Genomic DNA, 22,124 nt, shown 5'->3' with positions numbered 1-22,124 from the left:
AAACATGAGCATCAACCCAATGAGCAAAAAGCGCTTCAACGCCAAAACACTGAGCGCTTTGGCCTTATGCCTGCTGACGGCCAGCGCCATGGCCGCACCCGCAAAAAAGACGCTCAAGAAAGCCGCACCGATAGCCGCCGCAGCGGCGGCAGCCTCTGTCGCCTATGCCAGCCGTGATGACGCCATGCAACTGGCCGCCGACATTGCCAGCCGCCGCGACCTGCCCGCCGACTGGGTGCGTGCACAGCTGAGCGAAGCGCGCAATCTGCCCGTGGTCACACGCCTGATGACGCCCGCTGGCAAGACCTTTGTGAAGAACTGGACGGTGTACCGCAGCCGCTTTATCGACCCCGTGCGCATTCGCGCTGGCGTGCAATTCTGGCAGGCCAACCGCCAGGCGCTCGCGCGTGCTGAGCAGCAGTTTGGCGTGCCCGCCGAAATCATCGTCGGTATCATTGGCGTAGAAACCATTTACGGTCGAAACATGGGCAACTTCCGCGTGATGGACGCGCTGGCCACACTGACGCTGGACTTCCCGCAATCTCACCCCCGCGCTCAGGCCCGCACCGATTACTTCCGCGGCGAGCTGGAGCAGGTTCTGGTCACCGCCAACCGCACCGGCTCTGACCCGTTTGCACTGCGCGGCAGCTACGCCGGGGCCATGGGTCTGGGCCAGTTCATGCCCAGCAGCTGGGACAAATATGCCGTCGATTTCGACGGCGATGGCCGCATCGACCTGTTCAACAGCGCGACCGACGCGATTGGCTCCGTGGCCAACTACTTCATCGGCCACGGCTGGAAGCCCGGCCTGCCCACGGCCTTCATCGTAGACATGCGCGCTCAGGGCGAGAATCTCGCCACTCTGCTGGCCCCCGACATCAACCCGACCTTCACCGCCACGCAAATGGCCGAGCGCAATGTGCGCGTGCTCGGCGCTGAAAGCTATGAGCGCCCTCTCGCGCTGATCGAGCTGAAAAACGGCAGCTCAGGCACCACCGAGTACATTGCGGGCACGGAGAACTTCTACGCCATCACGCGCTACAACTGGTCGGCGTTCTATGCGCTGTCCGTGATTGAGCTGGGACGCGAAGTGCATGAGGCTTACCTCAGCCATCAGTCCGCAAAAAATTGAGCGAAATCCCGCTGTAGAGCTTAATCAATAAGCGCTAGCAGCTATTGATTTAATAGTTTCAAGCGCTTTCAGAAACGCTTCATCTGGCACTGGCTGGGCATCTCGGCCCTGGCGGCAGCAATCTCGCGCACCACCTTGAAGCCGTAGCCCGAGCCTTCGACATCAAAGTCCACGCCAGCGCCGCCCTGCTTTTCCATCATGCCCACCACCAGCGATTGCTGAAACTGGTGGTCTGCCGCTCGCATGCTGCCGGAGCGGCCCGCGAGCTGCACCTGAGCATGCTCCATGGCGCGGGCCACGGCCACCGTGTCGGTGCTGCCCGCTTTTTCCAGACTCTGGGCCAGCGCCTCGATCATCAGCTGCATGCGCATGTGCACATAGTCATCTCGCGGATCCGGAAAGCGCTGGCGGAAAGACTGGTAAAACGCCCGGCTCTGGGCTGTTGGCACATTGGGCAGCCAGTCCGCCACGGCAAGCACCTTGCCCACGCCCGCATCGCCCAGCGCAGCGGGTGCTCCCAGCGCATTGCCGTAGAAGGTGTAAAAGCGCCCTTCGTAGCCCGCCTCTCGCGCCGCCTTGACCAGCAGCATCAAGTCATTGCCCCAGTTGCCCGTAATCACGGCTTGCGCGCCGCTTTGCTTGATCTTGACGGCATAAGGCGCAAAGTCTTTGACCCGGCCCACAGGGTGCAGCTCATCGCCCACGATACGCACATCGGGCCTCTGCGCAGCCAGCTGGCGTCTGGCCTCGCGCAGCACGGCCTGACCAAAACTGTAGTCCTGCCCTATCAGATAGGCACTGTGCACCGCCTTGTCGTCCTTGATGACTTCCATCAACGCCGCCATGCGCATGTCGGCATGGGCATCAAATCGAAAGTGCCAGAAGCTGCAGCGCTCATTGGTCAGCGCCGGGTCTACCGCCGAATAATTCAGATACAGCACACGGCGCGCCGGGTCACGGCTGTTGTGCTTTTCAATCGCGTCCAGCAGCGCCGCAGCCGTCGCCGACGAGTTGCCCTGCATGATGATGCGCGCGCCGTTGTCTATGGCTGCGCGCAGGGCCGACAGCGCTTCTTCATTCTGCCCCTTGCTGTCATAGCGTTCAATCACCAGCGCATGAAGACCGTCCGGCAGGCGCACGCCGGCGCGCGCATTCACGCGCTCGGTCGCCCACAGCAAGTTGCGAAAAACGGCTTCCCCCGTATTCGCAAACGGGCCAGAAAGACTCTCCACCAGTGCCAGCTTAATGGGTGGCAACGCCAGATTCTGAGAAGCGGCAAAAGCAGCCCCTACAACCCCCAACGGCGCGCATAGTAGTGGCAACTGCAGATATTTCAAGACATCACGGCGCAATTTATTCATCAAAAAAACCTCTTGAAATGCGCTTACCACCACCTACCTGTGAATCAAGCGGCAACAACGCAAGCCGCGCAGTTTAAAGGAGTTAAACACCATGTTCTTTGCCCCTGTGATGAGCCGTAATGCCTTTGTCTCCCCTCGCGCCGCCGACCTGGCCCTGCAGCGTTTTCTGCAAGACAGCCTGGGAGCCGCAAGCCCCGTGCAACGCCAGGTTCAAGTCAGCCGCGATGATAAATTCACGACATTGACACTCGATGTTCCAGGCCTGGCACGTGAGCAGCTCAAGCTCTCGATTGAAGGTGCGGTGGTCAAGCTCGAAAGCGTGGAAGGTGCGCCCCGCCAGGTCAAATACACCTGGGAGCTGGACCATGAAGTCGATGCTGCCAATAGCAAGGCCAAACTGGAGCATGGCGTGCTGACGCTGGCTCTGGCCAAGCTTGAACCACAGTCCAAAGCTGTGACCTTGAGCATCGAATAAGCGCTGTTTACCGCCGACCCGTCAGCCTCATCCTTTCTTCCATCTTCTCTTAGCAGGGGCTGACCGGAAAGCAAAAAGCCCGCAATGCGCAAGCACTGCGGGCTTTTTCAATGCATGCTCAGCAATCGCTCTCAGCCTGGGAACGGGAAGGACCTGATTCGGCATCCTGGCCTACAAGCGCAAACTGACAACGCAGACCGCAAGGTCACATCGGTTTTCTACACTGTGCAGTCCCCTTTGTGCACCCGTTGTGCGCGCCATCTTTCACCCCTGTTCTAGGAATTCACACCATGGCAAAAGTGCTTGTTCTCTACTATTCCATGTACGGTCATATCGAAGCCATGGCCCAGGCCGTGGCAGAAGGAGCGCGCAGCGTCACGGGTGCCGAGGTCACCATCAAGCGTGTACCCGAAACCATGCCCGAAGAAGCCTTCAAGAATGCAGGCGGCAAGGCCAATCAGGCGGCAGAGGTCGCCAGCCCGGCCGAACTGGCCGATTACGACGCCATCCTGTTTGGCGTACCCACGCGCTTTGGCAATATGCCAGGCCAGATGCGAACCTTCTTCGACCAGACCGGTGGCCTCTGGGTCAAGGGTGCGCTGATCAACAAGCTCGGCAGCGTTTTTACCTCTACCGGCACTGGCGGCGGCCAGGAAATGACGGCCACCACCACCTGGGCAACTCTGGCGCATCACGGCATGATCATTGTGCCGCTGGGCTACCCACTGCCCGAGCAGACCAATCTGAGTGCCGTCAAGGGTGGCAACTCGCCTTACGGCGCCTCGACGATTGCAGGAGCCGACGGCTCGCGACAGCCTCACCCAGACGAACTGAGCATTGCCCGCCACCAGGGACAGAATGTGGCCAAACTGGCGGTAAAGCTTGCGGGCTAAGTGTGAGCCGCTATAAAAAAAGCAGCCTTAGGGCTGCTTTTTTTGAACGTCGATGCATCGCTTACTTGAGCGAATCCAGCGGCCAGCGCGGCTTCACATCGAACGCGTATTCATGCTGAGCTTGCTCACGCCCGGCCTGTATGCGCATGGCTGCAGCCATGGCAATCATGGCTCCGTTGTCTGTACATAGATGCAGCTCGGGGTAATGCACGCGAATCTTGAGCTTGGCGCAGGCTTCGTTGAGCTGCTCGCGCAAATGCTTGTTGGCCCCCACGCCACCGGCCACGACCACGCGCTTCATATGGGTCTGCTTGAGAGCGGCCATGGTCTTCTTGACCAACACTTCCACAATCGCGGCCTGCGTGCTGGCGGCCAGATCGGCCTTGCGCTCTTCCAGTTCGTCACCCAGCTTTTTGGCCTGCGTCAGCACGGCTGTCTTCAGGCCCGCGAACGAGAAATCCAGATCACCCGAGTGCAGCAAGGGGCGCGGCAGCTTGAAGGCCTTGGGGTCACCCGCCTCGGCCAACTTGGAGAGCACGGGGCCGCCGGGATAGGGCAGGCCCATGAGCTTGGCGGATTTGTCAAACGCCTCCCCCGCCGCGTCATCAATGGTCTCGCCCAGGATTTCGTATTCGCCCACGCTGTCCACACGCATGATCTGGGTGTGACCACCCGAAACCAGCAAAGCGATAAATGGGAACTCTGGCGGGTCTTCACTCAGAAAGGGCGAGAGCAAATGCCCTTCAAGGTGATGCACGCCCAGCACGGGCTTGTCAAGCGCAGCCGCCATGGCGCAGGCTGCGCCAGACCCCACCAGCAAGGCGCCAGCAAGGCCGGGGCCGCGCGTAAAGGCGACGACATCCACGTTTTCCAGCACCACGCCGGCATCGGCCAGCACTTTCTCGGTCAGCGGCAGCACACGGCGGATATGGTCGCGGCTGGCCAGCTCTGGCACCACCCCGCCATAAGCACGGTGCATTTCAATCTGGCTGTGCAGCGCATGACTCAGCAAGGCGGGCACACCTTGACCATCGGGTGTGCGCACCAGGGCCACACCGGTTTCATCGCAAGAAGATTCGATTCCCAGGATCAGCAAACTCATGGCCGCAAGTGTAGAACTTGCGCCCTCCAGATGCAGGAAAGGCGGACATTAGCCCTGTCCGCCTTCACTATTCAAACGATAGCTGCTCGCGCTTATTTGACGTGCGGTGAGCCGGAAATATAGTGTTCCAGCTGATCGATGGTGAACTGCTGCGCCGAGATGATTTCCTTGACGATGTCGCCAATGGAGATCAGCCCCTGCAGCGCGCGGGACTCGTTGATCACGGGCAGGTGGCGCATGCGGTTGCTGGTCATCAGCGCCATGCACTCTTCGCTGGTCTGGCGCGGCAGCACGCAATGCACCTTGCGCGTCATGACCTCATCCACCCGGGTGCTGGCAGAGCTGCGGCCCTGCAGCGCGATCTTGCGGGCGTAATCACGCTCGGTCACGATGCCCGCGATCTCGCCACCTTCGAGCACCAGCAACGCGCCAATGCTTTTATCGGCCATGAGCTGCAGCGCAGTCAGCATGGTGTCGGAGGGAGAAACGCTGTGAATGGTGCTGTTGCCCTTGGCACGCAGAATTTCGGCTACGGTCGTCATCTGATTCTCCTTTCAGAATAGGCAGTCATGCACAACGCATGAGAACACAACCAGTGTGAAAGCCTTGCTGCGATGCGGCAATCAGGCGATGCCCGCATAAAAAAAAGCAGCCGAGGCTGCCTTTTTTGTGCCATGCGATGGAGCGCTTAACGACGGCCACCCAACAGGCTGCCGCCCAGCTTGACGAGATCGCCCACATCCAGCTTGCCGTCGCCGTTCTGGTCCAGCAGACCGCCCAGAATGCCACCCGCCATGCCGCCTTGCGACTGGATCTGGCTGCGTTCCTGACCCAGTGCACTGCCCAGATCATTAGCGCCCATGCCCTGCGACTGCACGCGGCTGGCCAGGAAGGACATGACCAGTGGAGCCAGCAGGGCCAGCAGTTGACCGGAGTTACCGCCCAGACCGGTAGCTTGGCCCAGCTGGGACTCCGCCTGCTGCTGCTGGCCGCCGAAGATATTGCCCAGAATCGAGCCACCTGCGCCAGAACCACCACTGGCACCACCCAGCAAGCCGCCAAGCAGACCACCCAGTCCACCGGCCGCGCCCGCTCCACCGCCTGCGCCACCGAGCAAACCGCCCAGCAGACCACCCAAGTCCATCGCACCATTGGCACTGGTGTGATCGCGCTGCAACGCACCAAAGAGATCGGCCGCCCCCTGAGGCTGCGCCGCGTTCTGACCCAGAGCACCGAACAGCATGGGCAGTGCCACGCCTACGGCTTGCTCGGTCTGCACAGAGTCCAAGCCCAACTGCTGGGCCAAGCCTTGCATGGGCGCGCCTTGCAGTTGGCCCATCAATTCGTCGGTCAAAGATGCGGTCATGTCAATTGCTCCTGAAAAAACAGCGCTCATCGTAAGCGTGTAGCGTGACCAAAAATTGTCATCAATGTTCAGCGGCTGTCAATGCCTTAAAAAACACCACGGGCTGTGCCGAGCCACTCAGTCGCCAAACTACCGTCTCAAGAAAGCCTAAGAAGGCATAGACCAATGAAAATTGATAGCGCACGAAAGATAAATGCCAAGCGACGCTATGCATGCGCTGCCGTGCCGGATGACGCTCAGTATTTGGGTTGACCGAGGCGTTTGCTTGCCCTTGATATCGCGTAGTTAACAAGACAGTAAAGCGCCGCCACAACCAGGTACACAGGCACCAGAGAGTTGTAGTTGGCAATGAGTACCTTGGCGTTCTGCATGAGTTCACCGTAGGTGACAACGTAGCCGAAGGTGGTGTCCTTGACCACGATGACCAGTTGCGCGACCAGTGCCGGGACAATGTATCGAAGGGCCTGGGGGAAAACGACGAAGAAAAAAACCTGGGTTTCGGTCAGCCCCAGACTTCGCCCGGCATCGGTCTGACCGCGGGGCACAGCCAGCACGCCCGCACGGTACACCTCGGCCACGACGGCAGCGGTACTCAGGCCAATGGGCAAGGTCAACATCCAATAGGTACTCAGCTTCAGCCCGACAGAGGGGAGCACCAGGAAACATACATAGATGAGCAGCAGCGTCGGTGTGCCGCGCAGGAACTCGATAACCGCAATACTCGGCCAGCGCACAAGCCGTGACCGGGCCAGTCGCCCCAGCAATAGCACCAGCCCGAGGGTCAGCGCGATGACAGCAGCCATTGCCGCCGATGCCAGCGTACCGAGTAGACCTTTGGCGAGGAAAGCCCAGGTCGTAGCCCAGGCGAAGAATTCCCAGAATGAGGCCTCAAGCTGCCCTGCCGAATAAAACTGGAGCGCAACAGCCCCAGCCAGCAAAAGCAGCACGAGGGCCAAGATCGCGCTCATCACCCGGGTGGTGAGCTTGGCCTGGGGGCTTGGGGACCCAAACAGAATGTCTTCCACAGGGCGGCTCATCGCAGTATCCGCACTTTCTTTTCCAGCGTGGCACCAGCCCAGGCGATGAGCAGACCCGTCAGCACATACATGGTTGCAGCCACCGCAAATGCGGCAATGCCGACCGCAGAATCGTTCGCGATTTTGGACACCAGCGTGGTGAGCTCCCGGCCCGGGAATGGCACCTGCGACGCCAGCGAGGTCGAAAGCATCAGCGCAATGAGCAGCGAGGTCATCGGCTGCACCACCGCGCGCAGCGCCTGCGGCAAGACCACCGCAGAGAGGATCTGCACCGGCCGCATGCCAAGGCTGAGCGCGGCTTCAATCTGGCCGCCAGGAATGGTGTTGATACCGGCGCGCAAATAGTCCGCCGTGAATGCAGAGCAGACCAGCGTCAGCGTCAGGATCACGCTGGGCTCATAGTCAATCAAGATGTTGAGATCAGGCAGCGCGAATACGATGAAGATCAGCAGCGCTACGCTGGGAATATTGCGAAAGATCTCAACATAGCCGGTCAAGACGAAGCGCAGTGGTGGCAACGGTAGAAGCCGAAGCACCGCCACAACCACGCCCAGCAAAAATCCGGGCACAAACGAGACGAGTGTGAGCTTCCATGTCAGCAAGAGGGCCTGCCCGAAGGCAGGCCCATGGTCGGCCAGCAGCCTGTAAACATCACCCATCGTTTATGGGAGTGCGGGTGGCGTCGGGACCGCCGTGCTACCGGTACGCTGCCCAATAGAAACCATCCAGAGTTTGGCCCAGGTGCCATCGGCTTCGAGCTTTTTCAGGAAGGCATTGATGAAAGCCACACCGTCAGAGCCCTTGGGCAGTCCAACGCCGTAGGGGTCCTGCGCACCAAAAGGCGCACCTGCCAGCCTTGCATTGCTCGCGCCAAGGCTCAAGGCATTGAGCAGCAATGTGTAATCGGTCACGTAGGCATCCACGCGCCCCTGGCGCATGGCATCAAGCGACTCCTGATGCGTCTGAAACTCTTGCACGACCGCCTTGCTCGCGTATTGCGCCAGGATTGCAGGCCCTGTGGAGCCGGCCTGCGTAGCGACCTTCTTGCCCGCCAGATCGCTATAAGACTGGATCGTCTTGTTGTTCGCCTTGACCAGCACCCCGGTCTGGGAGTTGTAGTAAGGGCCGGCGAACGAGATTTTTTCAGCGCGGGCGGGGGTGATGGAGTAGGTGGCGAACACCATATCCACCTGATTGTTGATGAGCACCTGCTCACGCGTGGACGAAGTCACCTGTGTGAACTGATACTTGGCTGCATCGCCCAGGATGTAGCGCGTGATGAGCTGAGCCAAACCCATGTCAAAGCCACGAATCTTGCCGTCTTTTTCGTTGAGCAGCGAGAACAGATTCGATGTTTGCGTGCTGCCAAGGCGCAACGTGCCAGCCTGCTTGATCTTGCTGGCCCAAGTGCTTGACGCAATGGTCTGAGCGCTGGCAACAGGGCCCTGGGCAACCAGCGCGTCATACGCCGCTGCATTGATGGGTGTGCCTTGTGCGAAAAGTGCCCCACTGGTGACGAGCGCCAGAGCCATCACAGTCGGTTTCAGAATTGCTTTGATCGACATGCGACCCTCTTAAATGGTGTTACTTAAATCAATATATAGCAGTTATGAGTGCGTGAGCAGTCATACGGTCAGCCGCTGCTTCTGATTTAGATATAACCAAATGGTCTGATGGAGCATGTTTTTTATGGCGACAATTACATGAATCATGAGCATCAGCCATTACATCAAGGAAATCGGCCGCGGCACCAAAGGTGCGCGTTCTCTTACGCGCGCGCAAGCCTGTGATTTGATGGGCCAGATACTGGACGGCCAAGTCAGCGATCTGGAGCTGGGCGGCTTTTGCATTGCCATGCGCTTCAAGGGCGAGAGCACCGAAGAACTGGCCGGCTTTCTCGATGCCACCCAGCAGCGCCTGCCCGCATGGCCGCAGGCGGCCACAGCCCAGCCGGTGGTCGTCATCCCCAGCTACAACGGTTCGCGCAAGCTGGCCAACCTCACGCCGCTGCTGGCAGGTTTGCTCACGAAAAAAGGCCTGCCCGTGCTGGTGCACGGCTGCGACACCGACGACAAACGCCTTGGCACGGACGAGGTGTGGCAGCAGCTGGGCTGGACCCGTGTTGAGCGCCCCACCGCACTTGAGGCTGGAGACAAGGTCTGGATGCAGACCCGTCACCTGCTGGCTCCGCTCGCACGGCTGCTGCAAATTCGCCGCCAGATGGGTCTGCGCAACCCGGCGCACAGCATCGTCAAGCTGCTGGACCCCATTCATGGACCTGATACCACCCGCTCCGGCCTGGTGCTGGCCAGTTACACCCACCCGGCCTATGCCCTGCCCATGGCCGAGACATTGGCCCTGCGCAGCACCAGCGCCCTGCTGGTGCGCGGTACCGAGGGCGAAGCCGTAGCAGCCCCCCACCGCGAACCGGCCAGCATGGGTGTGATAGCCGGTGAGATTTGTTTTGAGCGCTCTGCCATTCATAGCAGTCAGCTCATACTGGGTGAGGAAAAAAACCCACCAGAGCAAGATTTAAATGCCCAGCAAACCGCCCAGCTGACGGAAGAAATGCTGAGCGGTCAGCGCCCTGTACCCGCGCCCATTGCGCAGCAGGTCGATCAAATTGTGGCACTGCACCACGCCATGCAAAACAACAATGCGGCAGGCCGCGCTTCGCTGCACGCCTTTAACCGCAGCCCCGACTGAAAGCACCGACATGTCCGCTCACACTCCGACGACTCTCTCTCACGGCTCCTGCACACTGGTGGGCGCGGGCCCTGGCGACCCGGACCTGCTGACCATCAAGGCGGCCAAGGCCATTGCGGCAGCCAGCGTGTTGTTTGTCGATGATCTGGTCAGCGATGCCATCATGGCCCATGCCAGCGCCGAGGCGCGCGTTGTTTATGTCGGCAAGCGCGGTGGCTGCAAGAGCACGCCTCAGGCCTTTATTGAAAAGCTGATGATTGCCGCCGTGAAAGAGGGCGAGCGCGTGGTGCGCCTCAAAGGCGGCGACCCTTTCATCTTTGGCCGTGGTGGAGAAGAAGTGGAACACCTGCGCGAGGCGGGTATTGCGGTAGAAGTCATCAACGGCATCACCTCCGGCCTGGCCGGGCTGACCAGCCTGGGCGCCCCGCTGACCCACCGTGACCGCGCCCACGGCGTGCTCTTCATGACCGGTCACGCCAAACCCGGCGACAGCGGCCCCGACTGGCGTCAGATTGCCGCCACCGCCCATGCAGCCAAGCTGACGCTGGTGATCTATATGGGAGTGAGCAGCGTGGAGCACATCAGCGACGAGCTATTGACGAGCTTGCCCGGCAGCACGCCTGTGGCAATCATCCAGCACGCAAGCTTGCCCCATCAGCGCCACGCGCTCACTTTTTTGAAGGATTTACCGCAGTGCATTGCCGATGAAAAACTGGGCAGCCCCAGCATCATCGTGGTCGGCGATGTGGTGAGAGGAATTGCTGCATGGCAGGTAGAACATGGTCAGCGACTCGTCGCCTGAGCATGTACCCAGCAAAAAGGCCGCATCAAGCGGCCTTTTTCAATAGCACACTCCAGTTCAGGAAATATCTGTAGCGCCGGTTTCCACGCGAATCTGTGCAAAGCGCGCGGCCATGTCCTTGCGCAGTTCCTTGCGGATGATGGCGGCTTGCCAGCGGCGCTTTTCATCGTCCGTTTCTAGGAGCAGCTGGGGCACGGGAGCCGGCTTTTTGTCCTCATCGACCGCCACCATGGTGAAGAAGCAGCTGTTCACATGGCGCACCACCTTGTCGCGGATTTCTTCGGCAATCACCTTGATGCCGATTTCCATCGATGACTTGCCGGTGTGATTCACGCTGGCCAGGAAGGTCACCAGCTCGCCCACATGGATGGGCTGCAAAAACATGACCTGATCCACGCTCAAGGTCACCACATAGCGGCCGGCATAGCGACTGGCGCAGGCATAGGCGACCTGGTCAAGCAGCTTCAGGATGGCTCCGCCGTGCACGTTGCCGGAGAAGTTGGCCATGTCAGGGGACATGAGCACGGTCATGCTGAGCTGGTGGGAAGGTGTATTCATGGGGCGCGATTCTAGAAGTGATCCCTGACCCATGCTTGCCGCTCTCGCATACCCCAACGCCGCAACAGGCTGCAGGGTATAAATCCGGCTGACCTCAACCACCCAAAGCCTCCGCCTTCTGATGCAAGTTCTGTTTCCCAACCCTTTCGGCAGCACGCCAGCCTCCGTGCAGGAGATTCAGGCGCTGCAGGCGCATATCGGCTTTTCGGATGCCTACGCCGACTTTCTGCGCACACAAAACGGTTTTTCCGTCATGGCCATGGAAGAAGCTCAGGACGTTGCTCCCTATGTTCGCCCCGGCGAGGCCCAAAACGACACCCATGCCAATCTGCGTGTGCTCAACAGCTTTGCCGCGCAAGACCCCTATTACGACCTCGAATCGCTGCAAGCCGAGAACCTGCTGGCCGACTGGTTTCTGGAAATTGGCAGCGACCCAGCTGGCAACCCCTTTGTAGAAGTACTGCACGGCCAACACCAAGGCAAGATTGCCAGCCTTGATCACGACCTGTTTGCCGCCGCCCAGGATTTGCCAGAATTTCTGGCCGACATGGAGCTGAGCCACATCACCGTCCTGAGCCTGAGCGAACAGGCCGATGCGCTGTGCGATGCATCGCAGGGGCTGGTCTGGTTTCATGCCAAGGGCATGCGCAGCTTTGTCACCCAGTGCATTCACTGCTCGCAGACCGATGGCGATTTCTGGGGCTTTGTGGTGGACGAGCCGGGAATCTGAGCCATCTGGGACAATCTGCGCTTCCCTTTTCGTGCTCCTGCGCCCTGCCCGCCGTGTCTTCCTCCTCTCAGGTCCCCTCTCAGATTTTTGACGCCATCATCATTGGTGCCGGTGCCGCCGGCCTGTTCTGCGCTGCCCGTGCAGGCCAGCAAGGCCTGAAAGTGCTGCTCATCGACCACGCCTCCAAAGTGGCTGAAAAAATCCGCATCTCTGGCGGCGGTCGCTGCAACTTCACCAACCGCGATCTGGATGTGCGCGCACCGCACAAGCACTTTGTCGGCCAGAACCCGCAGTTCTGCCGCTCCGCCCTCTCGCGCTTCACCCCGGCAGACTTCATCGCGCTGATGGACAAGCACGGCATTGCCCACCACGAAAAGCACAAGGGCCAGTTGTTTGCCGACCGTTCGGCAGAGGACATCATCGCCATGCTGCTGGCCGAATGCAGCGCAGGCGGCGTGCAGCACTGGCAGCCTTGCCAGGTTAAAAAAATAACGTTTTCGGCCTCAACCCCAGATGAATCAAGCGCAAACAGCTATCAAATTGAGACTGATCGCGGTCTGGTAGAAGCCCGCAACCTTGTCATTGCTACGGGCGGCCTGAGCATTCCCAAGATTGGCGCGACGGACTTTGGCTATCGGCTGGCCCAGCAATTTGATCTGCCGCTGATTGAACGCGCACCGGGCCTCGTGCCCATGACCTTTGATGGCGACGGCTGGCAGCCCTATGCCGGACTTTCGGGACTGGCCCTGCCGGTGGAGATCAGCACCGGCAGCAAGAAGGAACGCGTGGCCTTCCATGAAGACCTGCTGTTCACCCACCGCGGCCTGTCTGGTCCGGCCGTGCTTCAAATCTCCAGCTACTGGAAGCCCGGCACACCGCTGCAGGTCAATCTGCTGCCCGGTGTGGACCTGCTGGAAGTACTGACCCAGGCCAAGCTCAACTCGCGCAAGCTGGTGGCCAATGAACTGGCCGCCCATTTACCCGCCCGTCTGGCCGATGCCTGGGTGAGCCGCATGCCCGAGCTGCAGCGCCCCATCAACGAAGCCAGCGACAAGGCCCTGACCAAGCTGGCCGAGCAACTGAGTCGCTGGGAAATCACGCCCACGGGCACCGAGGGCTACAAAAAGGCCGAAGTGACCTTGGGCGGCGTGGACACCAAGGTGCTTTCTCAGCAAACCATGGAATGCAAAATCCAGCCCGGCCTGTACTTCATTGGCGAGGTGGTAGATATCACCGGCTGGCTGGGTGGCTACAACTTTCAATGGGCCTGGGCCAGCGCTGCAGCCTGCGCGCAGGCCATGGCCGAGAAAAACAGCGCCTGAATGGCCTTCAGGCTTTGTGCCGAAAGCGGTAGCCGCTATGAAAAAAGGATGGCCTGGCCATCCTTTTTTCGTTCAGACCCCGAGCGGATCAGGCCGTGAACTCAGCTCCCGCATAGTTTTCCGGCACCTTGAGTGATCCCGCCACAATCGCGGCCGAGGTCTTGGCCACACGCTCGCGCACGCTGGCAGCGACATCCTTGCCCATGGTCAGCCGCACGGCTGCCGGGTCGCTGAGGCCAATCTTGTGAATGCCAGGGCCGGGTGCGCCGCGCTGCTGCATGTCCTTGACGGCCAGAAAGGCGCCAATACCCACATCGGCCCAGGCCGAGGCCACGAACACCTGCGAATCCACCGCCGTCCAGTCGATCACATTGCCGATCTGGCGCGTGCCCGCTTCACGGCAAGCTTGAGTCACGCCATTGCGGCCAGAGTTGAGCATGGTGAAGATCACATCGGCACCTGCTGCCATCTGGGCCTTGGCAATGCGATGCGACAGGGCGTTATCGTCCTGATCGCCCGAGAAATTCGTCAGCAATTTGACCTTGGGATCCGTATCGCGCACACCGGCTGCATAGGCGGCACGACCCTTGAGACCTGGCGGCACGCGAATGCCGGACATATGGCCGACCACACCGGTCTTGGTCGTGAGCGCGGCCAGCACGCCAGCCAGATAAGCCGACTCTTCCTGCAGCACGTCGTAGCTCGAAAGATTCGCGCCCTGCACCGTGCCCTGCGTCACCACAAACTGCGTCCTGGGGTTGCGCGCAGCGGCCTCCACCGCAGCCTGATTGTTCTGCCCCCCATGTGCGATCACCAGCTGCGCGCCCTGCTCGGCCAGCTGATTGAGTGCGGGCAGCAGCAGCTCTTTGCGGGGTGCCATGCCATCGAGAAAACGGGTTTGCACGCCCAGTTCTTCACGCGCCTTTTCCAAGCCGCGCCAACCGGCTTCCATGAAGCCCTTGTCACTGCGCGAGCCCGCAAACAGCCCCCCCACCACCAAAGAAGATGCCGGCGCAGCTTGTGCCGACACACCGGCTTTGCTGGCGCAAGCCGTCAACGCCAGCAAACCCGGTACGGCAACGCTTGAAGCCAGCCATTGACGACGAGAAAGAAGAGACGAATGAGAAAGACTGGACACGATTAAGGCTCCTGGACACAGAAAACCGTCCCGCACATCGAGACGGAACCACTTATTTCTTGACCTCGGTCATGAAATTCATTTCTCAAACTGTATGCACTTTTAGTGCACACATCGCTACCAAGAAACCCCAGTCCATCATCACCAGACATTGCATTTGGGCAGCACGACCTTCTTGTATTTCGTATTCGCGATAATCAGCAAATACAGCCTGCCGCATTCCGAAACGGCTCAGGGGGTACGACGAAGCCCCGCCAGAGGCTGCTACTCGGCACTGTGAAACAACGCGTCATCTACAAAAGCGAGCACCATCGCAATGCAATCCGCCAAGCGGCCAACTCTTGGTTTATAATGCTCGACTTTGCTGGCATTACCCCGTCGGCCATACTAGTTAAAAAGTGGCGGGGAAAACCGCTGTTCATGGCTCTCAGGCGCGATCTTCCCGGGAACCCTCTGTCGGCACAGATATATCTGGAAATTGAATGACTACTATCCGCGTCAAAGAAAACGAACCTCATGAAGTTGCTCTGCGCCGCTTCAAGCGCACTATCGAAAAGCTGGGTCTGCTGACCGACCTGCGCGCACGTGAGTTCTACGAAAAGCCTACAGCCGAGCGCAAGCGCAAGAAGGCTGCTGCCGTGAAGCGCCACTACAAGCGCGTTCGCAGCATGCAACTGCCTAAGAAGCTGTACTAATCGTTGATTAGGACTAGCCGGCCGTAAAAAGCCGAAAACCCGCGCTCGGGACGCCAGGCGCGGGTTTTTTGTTTTCTGGCCACTGCGGGTAATGTTGATTGCCGTGCAGTGACCTCCCAAGCCAGTGCGCAATCAAGCGTTCGCAAGAAGTGCACCGCTTGACTGCACAATGGCCCACACTAAGGAGAAAGCCATGAGCTTGAAAGCCCAGATTACCGAAGACATGAAGACCGCCATGCGCGCCAAGGACAGCGTGCGCCTTGGCACCATCCGCCTGCTGCAGGCCGCGATGAAGCAAAAGGAAGTGGACGAGCGCATTGAGCTGGACGACGCCGCCATCATCGCTATCGTCGACAAGCTGCTCAAGCAGCGCAAGGACTCCATCACCGCTTTTGAATCCGCCAACCGCCAGGATCTGGCCGATGTGGAAAAGGCCGAAATGGAAGTGCTCAAGGTCTACCTGCCCGTGCGCATGACCGAAGCCGAAATCACCGCCGCCGTGCAAGCCATCGTGGCTGATCTGGGTGCCACCGGCCCCGGCGACATGGGCAAGGTGATGGGCGCCGTCAAGACTCAGCTGGCTGGCAAGGCCGATATGGGCCTGGTGTCTGCCGCTGTGAAGGCTGCGCTGACGAAGTAATCAGCGCGCATCAAAATCAGAAGCTGCTGGCGCTGGTATTGCCCGCATTTCGGAGGAAAAACCATCTGAAATGTTTGAATATCAAGCGCCAGCAGCTTCTTTTTTGATAGTGGTATTCAATACCTGCACCGCTTGCTGGCGAAAGTATTCCTGCAGAAACTCCACGCAGACGCGCACCTTTGCTGAGCGCTCCAGCCGCGTCGGATATACAGCCCAGATACTGGCCTCTTGCCGCCATTCGGGCAGCAAAGGCAGCAGCCCCCCTGCCTGCAGATCAGAGGCCACGTCCCAGAGCGAGCGCAGCACAATGCCGTGGCCATCACGCGCCCACTGCACGGCCATTTCGCCATGATTGGTCGATAGCGGCCCGGTCACTTTCACGCTGCGCTCTTGCGCACCCGCACGCAACTTCCACACACCAAACGGGTGATCACGCTCCTTGATGACCAGGCAATCGTGACCAGCCAGCTCATCGAGCGTGCGGGGGCTGCCGCGCCGCTGCAGATAGGCCGGCGCGGCGCACAGTACGCGGTGGTTGTCGGCCAGATGCCGGGCAATCAGATGCGGCGCGATCTCGTCGCCCACGCGCACATCCAGATCAAAGCCTTCTGCCGCCACATCCACAATGCGGTCAAAGACCTCCAGCCGCAACTGCAGCGCCGGATATTGGGCAATCAGCTGCGACAGCGCGGGCGCCACCACTTTGCGGCCAAAACCAAAGCTGGTGGACACGCGCAGCAGCCCACGCGGTTGGCGGCGCGTCACATCCACCTCCTGCAACAGGTGCTCAACCTCATCCAGAATGCGCTGCGCCCAGTGGTAGACGCGCTCGCCCTGCTCCGTCACCGCCACGCGCCGCGTGGTGCGGTGCAGCAGCTTGACGCCCAGTTCTTCCTCCAGCAGCCGAATGCGTTTGCTGACATAGGCTGGGGAGGCATTGTGCGCTGCGGCCGCTTCCGCAAAGCTGGCCTTGCGCACCACGGTGGTAAAGACGCGCAGGTCTTCTGGCGAGGGCATTTTCTGCACGATGTGTAAATAATCAAACCACGATCAGGTGATTGTATTCAGTGCTGCAGGTTGCAAAATAAACCCAACGACCTGCAACGTCGCGCACAGACACCCCATCTTCGCAAAGAAACACCATGTCCACTCCTAAAAAAATCGCAGTCATCGCCGGCGACGGTATCGGCAAGGAAGTCATGCCCGAGGGCCTGCGCGCCCTTGAAGCTGCGGCCCAAAAATTCAATCTGCCGCTGGAGTTTCACCACTTTGACTGGGCCCATTGCGACTACTACGCCGAGCACGGCAAGATGATGCCCGACGACTGGAAACAGCAACTCTCAGGCATGGATGCCATCTTCTTCGGTGCCGTGGGCTGGCCGCAGACAGTACCCGACCATGTTTCGCTGTGGGGCTCACTGCTCAAGTTCCGCCGCGAGTTTGACCAGTACATCAACCTGCGCCCGGTGCGCCTGTTTGAAGGCGTGCCCTGCCCACTGGCCGGCCGCAAGCCTGGCGATATTGACTATTACGTGGTACGCGAGAACACCGAGGGCGAATACACCTCGCTGGGCGGCATCATGTTCGAAGATACAGACCGCGAGATCTGCATCCAGGAATCGGTCTATAGCAAAAAGGGCTCAGAACGTCTGTTGAAGTACGCGTTTGATCTGGCCCAGAGCCGCAGCAAGAAGCATGTGACGCTGGCCACCAAGAGCAACGGCATCGCCATCAGCATGCCCTGGTGGGACAAGCAGGCCGATGCCATGCACAAGGACTACCCAGAGATCACGCTGGACAAGCAGCACATCGACATCCTGACCGCGCGCTTTGTGCTGCAGCCGGGCCGCTTTGATGTGGTGGCCGCGACCAATCTGTTCGGCGATATCCTGAGCGACCTGGGCCCTGCCACCACCGGCACGATTGGGCTTGCGCCATCGGCCAACCTGAACCCTGAGCGAACCTTCCCCAGCCTGTTCGAGCCTGTGCACGGATCGGCCCCCGATATCTACGGCAAGAACATTGCCAACCCCATCGCCATGATCTGGTCCGCTGCGCTGATGCTGGATTTTCTGGGCCACAGCCAGGGTGAGTGGCGCGCTGCGCACGACAGCATGGTGCGCGCCATTGAGGATGTGATCAAAACAGGCCCAAAAACGCCTGACCTGGGTGGCACGGCCAGCACCACCGAAGTGGGCCAAGCCATTGCACAAGGTATTGCATTGGTTATCCGCCAGAACTGAAGTCAAGCTTCGCTATCAAAAACAAAGCTGCCTGCGCCCTATTGATGGGCACAGGTAGCTTTTTTGCCTTGAATGCGGTCGCCGCGGGTTGCGCTGATCGCTCTTGGCGAGATGCCTGAATGCTTCAATATTGCCCCGCATCATTGCCGTGCAGACCTTGAAGGCATAGGGCAAAGCGGTGCGGAGTTGCCAGGCGCGTTATCAATGATGCAACTCTGCGCACCCTTGTTGCCCCCGGACTAATGAGATTCGGCTTCAGCGCTTCACAAGCAAGACCAAGGCAAATTCAGCCCCCTGCGCCACCAAGATGACCCGATCCATTGCTTGCACCAGCCTACAAGCACACAGTTCCAGTCAACTAAAGCAACTTACCCCCGTTGCAGGAACAAATGCAGTAAGCCAGTCAGAACGCCATAAAAAAGCCCCGCATTGCAGGGCTTTTGGGGAAGGCTATTTTGCGTATCAGCGCCGACGCCAGCGTCCGCCAAACTGGTTGACCATCATACCCAGCAGCACACCCAATGTTCCCAGCCACTGCAGGCCACTTGGCACCTCGCCCAAGAGCAGCATGGCTGACAGCAGGCCAATCACCGGAACCAGCAGCGACAATGGTGCCACAGTGCTGGCGGCATAGCGCTGCAGCAGACGCGTCCATAAGCCGTAGCCCAGCAGAGTTGACAAGAATGCCAGATAGGCAATGACACCCAGTTCACGCCAGCCAATCGACTGAAGCTGGGTCACGACAGCCTCGCTGCCGTCCATCCACCAGGACAGCAGCAACAGAGGAATCGTGGGGAATACGCTGGTCCAGACAATGAAGGATGCCGGCTCATACGAGCCTTGACGGGCTGCGACTCGGGTCAGCAGATTGGAAATCGCCCACATCGCGGCAGCGCCAACCGTCAGAACAAAGCCCAGCAAAGTCATGTCTGCTGCGCCATCGCCGTGCGCCGCGCCGATCAGCACCAGTCCCGAAATGGCTATTAGCAGGCCGATCCACTGCCAGCGCTGCGGCTTCTCATGCAAAAAGACGGCCGCCAGCAGCATGGTGATGAAAGCCTGGGTCTGCAGCACCACCGAGGCCATGCCAGCGGGCATACCCAATTTCATGCCTGTGAACAGCAGGCCAAACTGCCCCACACCCTGAACCAGCCCATAGCCCGCCAAAATACCCCAGGACAGATTGGCCGGAGGCTTCACAAACAGCAGCAATGGCAACGATGCCGCCGCAAAGCGCAGTGCGCATAGCAGCAAAGGCGACAGCGTGGCCAGGCCCCATTTCATGACCACGAAATTCAGACCCCAGATCACGATAACGATGATGGCGCTGATCCAGTCAGCACGACTCATGACGGTGGCGGGGGAAGATGCGGAACTCATAAAACGGTCACAACGATGATTAACAGCAAGCGCTGAAGTATGAACGGATTGCAGCCGCAGCGCAGACTGACTTGTCGCCCAGGAAGCTACTGCAGCTCATAAGGATTGCGCCGCGCGGGCATCAGTGTCAGCACCAGTTTGGCACCGTACAGAATGATCAGCGTGCCCATCAAGTCCCCTATCACGATGACCAGCAGGCGGTCGGGGTGCAGACCACGTCCCATCAGCCAACCGCCGAGCTGGTGCAGCACGGCATTGGACAATGCATACAGCACGCTCAGAATCAGCAGCCGTGAAGCGGTGAGATTGTTCAGCGCATGGCCCAGTCCCATCCAGCGCCGGGCAATCCGGTACATGGCATAAGGTGCCAGCGCCGCCACAATGCCGCCAAGAAAAGAACGCGCCATGTCATCGGGGAAGAAGTAGAAAAAGCAGACCAGCCAGGAAGCAATCAGCAGCCCCACGCCGCCGGCGCCAGCAAAAAGCAAGGTGCACAGCAGGCGCACACCGGCAGGAAGATAAATCCAGTTGACCCCCCTCACAAACTCCAGTGAACTGAAGAGCCACTCATTCAAAGCCAGCATCACCACAAAGAACACGATGGTGACGATGACCATTGCGCAGTGCTGGCCGATATTTTTCATTCTTGTTGCCGTTCAATATTTCTCGTGAGGCAGTACTATCATCCACTCGCCTTTGGTCTGAGAGCCGATGTCTTTCTGTCCGCTACGTGCTTGTGATGAAAAACTCTTTGTCCGCCGATATCTATCTACGTTTTCTGCAACTGGCGGAATCCATACGAGGATTGCCAGCCCTGCCCCTGCTGGACCCTCTTGAGGAGCGCCTTCTGGAGCAAATCGCAAATGCTGGCACACGCCAGCAGCGGCTGTGCGTCCGTGATCTGATGGCGCAGCGCGAGATGGGGTCTCCTGCCACCATTCATTCCCGTCTCAAGTCCATGCGCCAGAAAGGCTGGATCCTGCTGGCCGATACCGAAGATGCGCGCCGCAAGCAAATTGAACTCAGCCCGGATGCCCACAAGCATTTTGAAAAACTTTCCCAATGCATTGTGGAGGCTGCAGCTGAACGCTGAGCCCTTGCTTCCTTCAAAAAGCCAGTCAGATTGATTTCTGACTGGCTTTTTTCTTTCAGTACAGCTTCGGCATCACGCCTTGCGGCGGCGCAGCAGCCAGGCAATGACGCCCAGCACGATCACCAAGCCCACCGCCATGCCCACACGGGCCAGCATCAGAAAACTACTGCTCGAACCGGCGGTGGCAGGGTCGCGCAGTTGCGCAACTTGTGGCTCTGTGACCTTGGCTGCGGGATTGCCGTAGTTGGTCAGCAGATAGTTGCCAAGCGCAGTGATCTGCTTGTCGCTCAGCTCATCGGCAAAGCCTGGCATGACGGTGTCAGCGCCGTGACGCTCAATGCCATGCAACAGAACCTGCACCAGATTGTTGCTGTTGGCGTGGCCGAGCGAAGTGTTGTGAAACAAACCGGGCAAGCCACCTCCCTCTGTCCCCTGGCCCTGAGCCTGGTGGCAGGCGGCGCAGTAAGCGTCATAGATTTGTGCGCCAGTCATGGCGTTGTAATCCTTGGGCAGATCCACACCGCGCAGGGTATCCAGCGCATCGGTCTGTTTACCAAAGCTGTCGGCTGGCTGCTTGAGGCTTCCATCGTCCACGGCCGGCACGGTCTTGATGTAAACGGCAATGGCTTTCAAGTCATCCGGGCTCAAATGCTTGAGACTGTGATCCACTGCCTCGGCCATAGGGCCTGCAGCAGGGCCTTTGCCAGGGACAGGCTTGCCGCTCATGTAAGCCACCAGCTCATCCTGCGTCCAGTCCCCAATGCCGCTGACCGCGTGCGATGTGATGTTGGGCGCATACCAGCCGCCAACGTCCCCTCCGCTCAGGTTTCGTTTGAGATCCTCGGCCATCAAGGACGTTCGCGGTGTATGGCAGGTCGTGCAGTGCGCCAGGCCTTGCGCCAGATATGCGCCGCGATTCCATTCCGGGGTTTGCGAAGCATCGGTCTTGTAAGGTGTCGCATCGAGGAACATGGCATTCCAGACACCCAGCGAAGCGCGGATGTTGAATGGAAAAGGCAAGGCGGTCTGCTTGGCCGGTGCCTCATCCACGGGTTGCACACCCTGCATGAAGTAGGTGTACATGGCGGCGATGTCTTCGTCCGTCGTCTTGGCATAGGCTGTATAAGGCATGGCCGGATACAGATTTGCTCCATCTGCACGCTTGCCGTGGCGCAGCGCATCGGTGAACTGCTGCAGCGTATAGCTGCCAATGCCGTGCGTCTTGGAAGGCGTGATGTTGGTCGAATAGATAGCCCCCAGCGGGCTGGCCAGTGGCAGGCCACCCGCCATGGATTTACCGCCAGGCGCGGTATGACAGGCCACACAGTCACCAGCCGTCGCGAGATAGCGACCACGCTCCACATCCGAATTTTCTGCAGCGAAGGCAGGAGCTGCGGCCACAAGGACAACAGCCAGCCAGGAGGATTTCATCAATGTCTTGTTCATGGTGT

Annotated in this window: 24 protein-coding genes; 11 read left to right on the top strand and 13 right to left on the bottom strand. The window is 59.6% G+C overall.

Annotated features, from left to right (window positions below):
• The first annotated feature begins 4 nt into the window (after positions 1-4).
• On the top strand, positions 5-1,132 hold the full coding sequence (gene mltB, locus HF327_RS16670) for a lytic murein transglycosylase B (protein ID WP_198461428.1): 1,128 nt from the start codon (positions 5-7) through the stop codon (positions 1,130-1,132).
• Positions 1,133-1,200: 68 nt separating this feature from the next.
• Here mltB and HF327_RS16665 read toward each other — a convergent pair whose 3' ends face one another.
• A complete protein-coding gene (locus HF327_RS16665) occupies positions 1,201-2,493 on the bottom strand; it encodes a branched-chain amino acid ABC transporter substrate-binding protein (protein WP_198461426.1) in 1,293 nt (430 codons plus the stop codon).
• Between the two features lie 91 nt (positions 2,494-2,584).
• On the opposite strand from HF327_RS16665, the gene HF327_RS16660 reads away from it, so the two are divergent.
• Together HF327_RS16660 and wrbA are read left to right on the top strand one after the other, a co-directional pair.
• Positions 2,585-2,968, top strand: coding sequence for an Hsp20/alpha crystallin family protein (locus HF327_RS16660; RefSeq protein WP_198461424.1), 384 nt, complete (start codon positions 2,585-2,587; stop codon positions 2,966-2,968).
• Between the two features lie 290 nt (positions 2,969-3,258).
• Positions 3,259-3,861, top strand: a complete 603-nt coding sequence (wrbA, locus tag HF327_RS16655; RefSeq protein ID WP_198461422.1) for an NAD(P)H:quinone oxidoreductase — start codon at positions 3,259-3,261, stop codon at positions 3,859-3,861.
• A gap of 61 nt (positions 3,862-3,922) precedes the next feature.
• Here wrbA and tsaD read toward each other — a convergent pair whose 3' ends face one another.
• From tsaD to HF327_RS16625, 6 genes are all read right to left on the bottom strand, one after another.
• Positions 3,923-4,963 (bottom strand): tRNA (adenosine(37)-N6)-threonylcarbamoyltransferase complex transferase subunit TsaD, encoded by a 1,041-nt coding sequence (gene tsaD / locus HF327_RS16650; protein WP_198461421.1) that lies wholly within the window; start codon positions 4,961-4,963, stop codon positions 3,923-3,925.
• Between the two features lie 92 nt (positions 4,964-5,055).
• On the bottom strand, positions 5,056-5,505 hold the full coding sequence (locus HF327_RS16645; RefSeq protein WP_198461419.1) for a CBS domain-containing protein: 450 nt from the start codon (positions 5,503-5,505) through the stop codon (positions 5,056-5,058).
• 146 nt (positions 5,506-5,651) lie between these two features.
• The gene (locus tag HF327_RS16640) at positions 5,652-6,335 is read right to left on the bottom strand and encodes a DUF937 domain-containing protein (protein WP_198461455.1); all 684 of its coding nucleotides are present in this window, start codon (positions 6,333-6,335) and stop codon (positions 5,652-5,654) included.
• 230 nt (positions 6,336-6,565) lie between these two features.
• Positions 6,566-7,366 carry an amino acid ABC transporter permease gene (locus HF327_RS16635; RefSeq protein WP_198461417.1) on the bottom strand — a complete coding sequence of 267 codons (801 nt, stop codon included), beginning with the start codon at positions 7,364-7,366 and terminating at the stop codon, positions 6,566-6,568.
• Entirely contained in the window at positions 7,363-8,025 is a 663-nt protein-coding gene (locus HF327_RS16630; RefSeq protein WP_198461415.1) for an amino acid ABC transporter permease, read from the bottom strand. The genes HF327_RS16635 and HF327_RS16630 overlap by 4 nt, the downstream gene beginning before the upstream one ends.
• A 3-nt stretch (positions 8,026-8,028) precedes the next feature.
• Positions 8,029-8,931: a glutamate ABC transporter substrate-binding protein gene (locus HF327_RS16625; RefSeq protein ID WP_198461413.1), complete on the bottom strand. Its 903-nt coding sequence runs from the start codon at positions 8,929-8,931 to the stop codon at positions 8,029-8,031.
• A 145-nt stretch (positions 8,932-9,076) separates the two neighbouring features.
• Here HF327_RS16625 and ybiB point away from each other — a divergent pair, with 145 nt between their 5' ends.
• Both ybiB and cobA read left to right on the top strand, forming a co-directional pair.
• Positions 9,077-10,072, top strand: coding sequence for a DNA-binding protein YbiB (gene ybiB, locus HF327_RS16620; protein WP_198461411.1), 996 nt, complete (start codon positions 9,077-9,079; stop codon positions 10,070-10,072).
• Positions 10,073-10,082: 10 nt separating this feature from the next.
• Positions 10,083-10,874, top strand: coding sequence for a uroporphyrinogen-III C-methyltransferase (gene cobA / locus HF327_RS16615; RefSeq protein ID WP_198461409.1), 792 nt, complete (start codon positions 10,083-10,085; stop codon positions 10,872-10,874).
• A gap of 57 nt (positions 10,875-10,931) precedes the next feature.
• On the opposite strand, the gene HF327_RS16610 is transcribed toward cobA, so the two are convergent.
• Positions 10,932-11,432 carry an acyl-CoA thioesterase gene (locus HF327_RS16610; RefSeq protein ID WP_198461407.1) on the bottom strand — a complete coding sequence of 167 codons (501 nt, stop codon included), beginning with the start codon at positions 11,430-11,432 and terminating at the stop codon, positions 10,932-10,934.
• A gap of 121 nt (positions 11,433-11,553) precedes the next feature.
• On the opposite strand from HF327_RS16610, the gene HF327_RS16605 reads away from it, so the two are divergent.
• Both HF327_RS16605 and HF327_RS16600 read left to right on the top strand, forming a co-directional pair.
• Positions 11,554-12,162 (top strand): SMI1/KNR4 family protein, encoded by a 609-nt coding sequence (locus tag HF327_RS16605; RefSeq protein ID WP_198461405.1) that lies wholly within the window; start codon positions 11,554-11,556, stop codon positions 12,160-12,162.
• Between the two features lie 53 nt (positions 12,163-12,215).
• Positions 12,216-13,484: a BaiN/RdsA family NAD(P)/FAD-dependent oxidoreductase gene (locus HF327_RS16600; protein WP_198461403.1), complete on the top strand. Its 1,269-nt coding sequence runs from the start codon at positions 12,216-12,218 to the stop codon at positions 13,482-13,484.
• Positions 13,485-13,572: 88 nt separating this feature from the next.
• Here HF327_RS16600 and HF327_RS16595 read toward each other — a convergent pair whose 3' ends face one another.
• On the bottom strand, positions 13,573-14,622 hold the full coding sequence (locus HF327_RS16595; protein WP_198461402.1) for a BMP family protein: 1,050 nt from the start codon (positions 14,620-14,622) through the stop codon (positions 13,573-13,575).
• Between the two features lie 482 nt (positions 14,623-15,104).
• Here HF327_RS16595 and rpsU point away from each other — a divergent pair, with 482 nt between their 5' ends.
• Together rpsU and HF327_RS16585 are read left to right on the top strand one after the other, a co-directional pair.
• Positions 15,105-15,317, top strand: coding sequence for a 30S ribosomal protein S21 (rpsU, locus tag HF327_RS16590; protein WP_099736161.1), 213 nt, complete (start codon positions 15,105-15,107; stop codon positions 15,315-15,317).
• 193 nt (positions 15,318-15,510) lie between these two features.
• Positions 15,511-15,957, top strand: coding sequence for a GatB/YqeY domain-containing protein (locus tag HF327_RS16585; RefSeq protein WP_198461400.1), 447 nt, complete (start codon positions 15,511-15,513; stop codon positions 15,955-15,957).
• Between the two features lie 81 nt (positions 15,958-16,038).
• Here HF327_RS16585 and HF327_RS16580 read toward each other — a convergent pair whose 3' ends face one another.
• Positions 16,039-16,974, bottom strand: a complete 936-nt coding sequence (locus tag HF327_RS16580; RefSeq protein ID WP_198461398.1) for a LysR substrate-binding domain-containing protein — start codon at positions 16,972-16,974, stop codon at positions 16,039-16,041.
• Between the two features lie 125 nt (positions 16,975-17,099).
• On the opposite strand from HF327_RS16580, the gene HF327_RS16575 reads away from it, so the two are divergent.
• Complete coding sequence (locus tag HF327_RS16575) at positions 17,100-18,200, top strand: tartrate dehydrogenase (RefSeq protein WP_198461396.1); 1,101 nt, start codon at positions 17,100-17,102, stop codon at positions 18,198-18,200.
• Between the two features lie 462 nt (positions 18,201-18,662).
• Here the strand turns inward: HF327_RS16575 and HF327_RS16570 are convergent, their stop codons facing one another.
• Complete coding sequence (locus tag HF327_RS16570) at positions 18,663-19,550, bottom strand: EamA family transporter (RefSeq protein WP_456236855.1); 888 nt, start codon at positions 19,548-19,550, stop codon at positions 18,663-18,665.
• Positions 19,551-19,666: 116 nt separating this feature from the next.
• Entirely contained in the window at positions 19,667-20,224 is a 558-nt protein-coding gene (locus tag HF327_RS16565) for a hypothetical protein (protein ID WP_198461393.1), read from the bottom strand.
• 95 nt (positions 20,225-20,319) lie between these two features.
• Here HF327_RS16565 and HF327_RS16560 point away from each other — a divergent pair, with 95 nt between their 5' ends.
• Positions 20,320-20,673 (top strand): helix-turn-helix domain-containing protein, encoded by a 354-nt coding sequence (locus tag HF327_RS16560; protein WP_099736157.1) that lies wholly within the window; start codon positions 20,320-20,322, stop codon positions 20,671-20,673.
• A gap of 72 nt (positions 20,674-20,745) precedes the next feature.
• Here HF327_RS16560 and HF327_RS16555 read toward each other — a convergent pair whose 3' ends face one another.
• Positions 20,746-22,119, bottom strand: coding sequence for a cytochrome c (locus HF327_RS16555; RefSeq protein ID WP_198461391.1), 1,374 nt, complete (start codon positions 22,117-22,119; stop codon positions 20,746-20,748).
• Positions 22,120-22,124: the final 5 nt, after the last annotated feature.

It is taken from the genome of Comamonas suwonensis (assembly GCF_012844455.2).
GTDB classification, from domain to species: domain Bacteria; phylum Pseudomonadota; class Gammaproteobacteria; order Burkholderiales; family Burkholderiaceae_C; genus Comamonas; species Comamonas suwonensis.
This window is presented reverse-complemented; position numbering and strand designations above follow the sequence as displayed.

Coding starts and splice junctions, on each gene's coding strand:
- HF327_RS16565 (WP_198461393.1), bottom strand. CDS start 20,224: ATGAAAAATATCGGCCAGCACTGCGCAATGGTCATCGTCACCATCGTG.
- ybiB (WP_198461411.1), top strand. CDS start 9,077: ATGAGCATCAGCCATTACATCAAGGAAATCGGCCGCGGCACCAAAGGT.
- HF327_RS16625 (WP_198461413.1), bottom strand. CDS start 8,931: ATGTCGATCAAAGCAATTCTGAAACCGACTGTGATGGCTCTGGCGCTC.
- HF327_RS16555 (WP_198461391.1), bottom strand. CDS start 22,119: ATGAACAAGACATTGATGAAATCCTCCTGGCTGGCTGTTGTCCTTGTG.
- HF327_RS16660 (WP_198461424.1), top strand. CDS start 2,585: ATGTTCTTTGCCCCTGTGATGAGCCGTAATGCCTTTGTCTCCCCTCGC.
- HF327_RS16605 (WP_198461405.1), top strand. CDS start 11,554: ATGCAAGTTCTGTTTCCCAACCCTTTCGGCAGCACGCCAGCCTCCGTG.
- HF327_RS16645 (WP_198461419.1), bottom strand. CDS start 5,505: ATGACGACCGTAGCCGAAATTCTGCGTGCCAAGGGCAACAGCACCATT.
- HF327_RS16560 (WP_099736157.1), top strand. CDS start 20,320: ATGAAAAACTCTTTGTCCGCCGATATCTATCTACGTTTTCTGCAACTG.
- cobA (WP_198461409.1), top strand. CDS start 10,083: ATGTCCGCTCACACTCCGACGACTCTCTCTCACGGCTCCTGCACACTG.
- HF327_RS16585 (WP_198461400.1), top strand. CDS start 15,511: ATGAGCTTGAAAGCCCAGATTACCGAAGACATGAAGACCGCCATGCGC.
- wrbA (WP_198461422.1), top strand. CDS start 3,259: ATGGCAAAAGTGCTTGTTCTCTACTATTCCATGTACGGTCATATCGAA.
- HF327_RS16580 (WP_198461398.1), bottom strand. CDS start 16,974: ATGCCCTCGCCAGAAGACCTGCGCGTCTTTACCACCGTGGTGCGCAAG.
- HF327_RS16570 (WP_456236855.1), bottom strand. CDS start 19,550: ATGAGTCGTGCTGACTGGATCAGCGCCATCATCGTTATCGTGATCTGG.
- HF327_RS16610 (WP_198461407.1), bottom strand. CDS start 11,432: ATGAATACACCTTCCCACCAGCTCAGCATGACCGTGCTCATGTCCCCT.
- tsaD (WP_198461421.1), bottom strand. CDS start 4,963: ATGAGTTTGCTGATCCTGGGAATCGAATCTTCTTGCGATGAAACCGGT.
- HF327_RS16635 (WP_198461417.1), bottom strand. CDS start 7,366: ATGAGCCGCCCTGTGGAAGACATTCTGTTTGGGTCCCCAAGCCCCCAG.
- HF327_RS16665 (WP_198461426.1), bottom strand. CDS start 2,493: ATGAATAAATTGCGCCGTGATGTCTTGAAATATCTGCAGTTGCCACTA.
- mltB (WP_198461428.1), top strand. CDS start 5: ATGAGCATCAACCCAATGAGCAAAAAGCGCTTCAACGCCAAAACACTG.
- rpsU (WP_099736161.1), top strand. CDS start 15,105: ATGACTACTATCCGCGTCAAAGAAAACGAACCTCATGAAGTTGCTCTG.
- HF327_RS16575 (WP_198461396.1), top strand. CDS start 17,100: ATGTCCACTCCTAAAAAAATCGCAGTCATCGCCGGCGACGGTATCGGC.
- HF327_RS16630 (WP_198461415.1), bottom strand. CDS start 8,025: ATGGGTGATGTTTACAGGCTGCTGGCCGACCATGGGCCTGCCTTCGGG.